Below are 2,902 nucleotides of genomic sequence, written 5' to 3' on the forward strand. Positions count from 1 at the left end.
CGCCGAGCCGCTCGTGCTGCTCACCGGCCAGCCCGCGGTGGTAGTACGCGAGGCTGTCCAGGTCGAAGTCCTCGACCAGCCGGTCGAGGCCGACGGAGACCTGGGCGCCCCAGGCGAAGTCCTCGTCGCGGACCGTGTCGTCGAGCGTGAAGATCTTGCGCGCCAGGTCCATCCGCTCACGTACCTCCGCGGGCGGCACCGCCAGCACCCGCTCGCGCAGGTCGTCGAACTCGAGCACCTCCACGTGCGAGCCGAAGGTCACCGGCAGCAGCGTCAGGTCGGTCGACACGTCCAGCATGCCGGGATAGACGTGACCCATCAGGCCGTGCCGCGCGTGCCGCAGCGCCGCCCGGATGTGCGCGGCCGTGATCCACCGGCCGATCCGCTCCCACGCCGAGTCCTGCCGCAGCCACCCGGAGACCGAGCGGAACGGGATCCCCGCACGGCGGAACGTGTTGCCGACCTCGGGCACCGGGCACTGCCCGCAGTAGGCGAGCCAGGCGCCGGTGTCGAAGGTGGCGTGGTCCATCCGCTCGGTCGGCTGCAGGTCGATGACGAGCACCGGGGTGTTCGACCGCTGCGCGATCGGCAGGACCATCGAGGCGGTCAGGTACGTGGTCAGGAACAGCACGATCAGGTCGCAGTCGGCCGCGCGCAGCTTCTCGGCGGCGACCGCGCCCTCCTGAGCGTCCGAGATGAACCCGGCGTCGATGACCTCGGCGTCCATCTCCGCGAAGCGTCCGGAGACATATCGGGCGGAGCCCTGCAGCTGTGGCAGCAGGTCCGGAAACTGCGGCCAGTAGGTGCCGAGTCCCCCCGCCACCAGGCCGACGCGCGTCTTGCGCCGGGTCTTGGCTTCGAGCATCACTCCTCCAGCAGGATCACGTGCAGGTTGCGGGGACCGTGCACACCTTCGACGCGGTTCAGCTCGATGTCGCTGGTCGCCGACGGCCCGCTGATCCAGGTGAGCGGCCGGCGCGGGTCGAGGCGCGGCAGGGCGTCCGGCACCGCGGCCACCACCTGGTCCGGGCGCAGCACGCAGATGTGCAGGTCGGGAAGCAGGGAGAGGATGCGGCGGCCCTGGTCGGGCGAGGCGTCGAGGACGATGGTTCCGGTTTCGGCGACCGCGACGGCCGCGGCGGTCACGACGCCGTCGGCGGCCGCGATGCGGTCCTGCGACAGGCCGTCGTCGCGGATGACCTCCAGCTGCGCGGGCAGCCAGGCTGCGTTCAATCCGGGGGGTACGACCACAGCGCCGCTGACGATCGTCGCGACGGTGTCCGCGATCTCGCCGGCGGCGCAGCGGTGCACGACGGCCTTGTAGTCGACCAGGCGCTCCACCAGCAGGCCGAGGTCCGCGGCGGGGAAGTCGCGGCGATAGTCCCGCGGCACCGGCCCGGGCGGCGTGCTGCCCTCGAGCGCGTCCCGGATCCGGCCGAGGATGAGATCCCGGCTGCTCATCGCCGCGCCCACCAGTCGCCGAAGGTCTCCGGCGGCGGCGACGGCAGGTCCCGGCTGGCGGTCCAGCCGTTCAGCGGCGGCGGGAGCCGCTTGCCCGCGTACTTGCTGAGCTTCGCGGCGTGCTGCGCGCCGTGGTACAGCCGCGGATGGTCCATCGTGTACGCGGCCGCGCCCATCGCCGCCCGCTCGGTCGTCGGGTGCGGCGCCTGGTTCCGCAGGTGCACCAGGATCGACGGGATGTCGATCTTCACCGGGCAGGCGTCGAAGCAGGCCCCGCACAGCGACGACGCGTACGGCAGGGACGCGTTGTCCTCCACCCCGGTGAGCTGGGGGGACAGCACCGCCCCGATCGGCCCCGGGTACACCGACCCGTACGCGTGCCCGCCGGTCCGCTCGTACACCGGGCAGACGTTCAGGCACGCCGAGCACCGGATGCAGTGCAGCGCCTGCCGCCCCACCTCGTCGCCGAGCACTTTGGACCGCCCGTTGTCCAGCAGCACCAGGTGGAAGGCCTGCGGCCCGTCGCCCGGCGTCACCCCGGTCCACATCGACGTGTACGGGTTCATCCGCTCTCCGGTCGACGCCCGCGGCAGCAACTGGAGGAACACCTCGAGGTCCTGCCAGGCCGGCACCACCTTCTCGACGCCCATCACGGTGATCAGGGTCTCCGGCAGGGTCAGGCACATCCGCCCGTTGCCCTCGGACTCGACCACGGCCAGCGTCCCGGTCTCCGCGATCGCGAAGTTCGCCCCGGACACCGCCACCTTCGTGCTGAGGAACGTCTCGCGCAGGTAGCGGCGGGCGGCCGCGGCCAGCACCGGGGGATCGTCAGTCAGCGCCGGGTCGACGCCGGGCATCTCGCGCAGGAACAGGTCGCGGATCTCGGTGCGGTTGCGGTGGATCGCGGGCACCAGGATGTGGCTGGGCTTGTCGTCGCCGAGCTGCACGATGAGCTCGGCCAGGTCGGTCTCCACCGGGGTGATGCCGGCGTCGGCGAGGGCCTCGTTGAGCCCGATCTCCATGGTGGCCATCGACTTGACCTTGATCACCCGGTGGTGGCCGGTGTCGCGGACCAGCCCGGTGACGATCGCGTTGGCCTCGTTGGCGTCCGCGGCCCAGTGCACCACGCCGCCGGCCTCGGTGACCCGTTCCTCGAGCTGGATGAGCAGCTCGGGCAGCCGGGCCATGGTGTCGGCCTTGAGCGCCGAGCCGGCGTCGCGCAGCCGCTGCCAGTCCGGCAGCTCGGCGATGACGCGGCCGGACTTGCCGCGGATCGTGGTGGTGGCGTGCCTCAGGTTGCGGCGCATCTGGTCGTTGGCGAGGGCCTTGCGGGCGGCGGCCGGGAACGGCTCGTCACCCCGCAGCATCCCGACACCTCTGGGCGCGGGCATTCCGATGAAGACACTCATTCGGTGGCCGCCAGGATCTCCGCGAGGTGGAC

The 2,902-nt window shown here is 72.0% G+C and carries 2 protein-coding genes and 1 pseudogene; all 3 read right to left on the reverse strand.

The features are described from left to right. A pseudogene (locus AB0M20_RS35720) lies at positions 1-865 on the reverse strand (arabinose isomerase); the annotation flags it as partial. Further along, entirely contained in the window at positions 865-1,461 is a 597-nt protein-coding gene (locus AB0M20_RS35725) for an LUD domain-containing protein (RefSeq protein ID WP_364304980.1), read from the reverse strand. The gene AB0M20_RS35725 and the pseudogene AB0M20_RS35720, both read right to left, overlap by 1 nt. Further along, on the reverse strand, positions 1,458-2,870 hold the full coding sequence (locus tag AB0M20_RS35730; protein WP_364304982.1) for a lactate utilization protein B: 1,413 nt from the start codon (positions 2,868-2,870) through the stop codon (positions 1,458-1,460). Before AB0M20_RS35730 ends, AB0M20_RS35725 begins: the two co-directional genes overlap by 4 nt. Between the last annotated feature and the right edge of the window lie 32 nt (positions 2,871-2,902).

The sequence above is a fragment of the Actinoplanes sp. NPDC051633 genome (genome assembly GCF_040681735.1).
GTDB lineage: Bacteria > Actinomycetota > Actinomycetes > Mycobacteriales > Micromonosporaceae > Actinoplanes.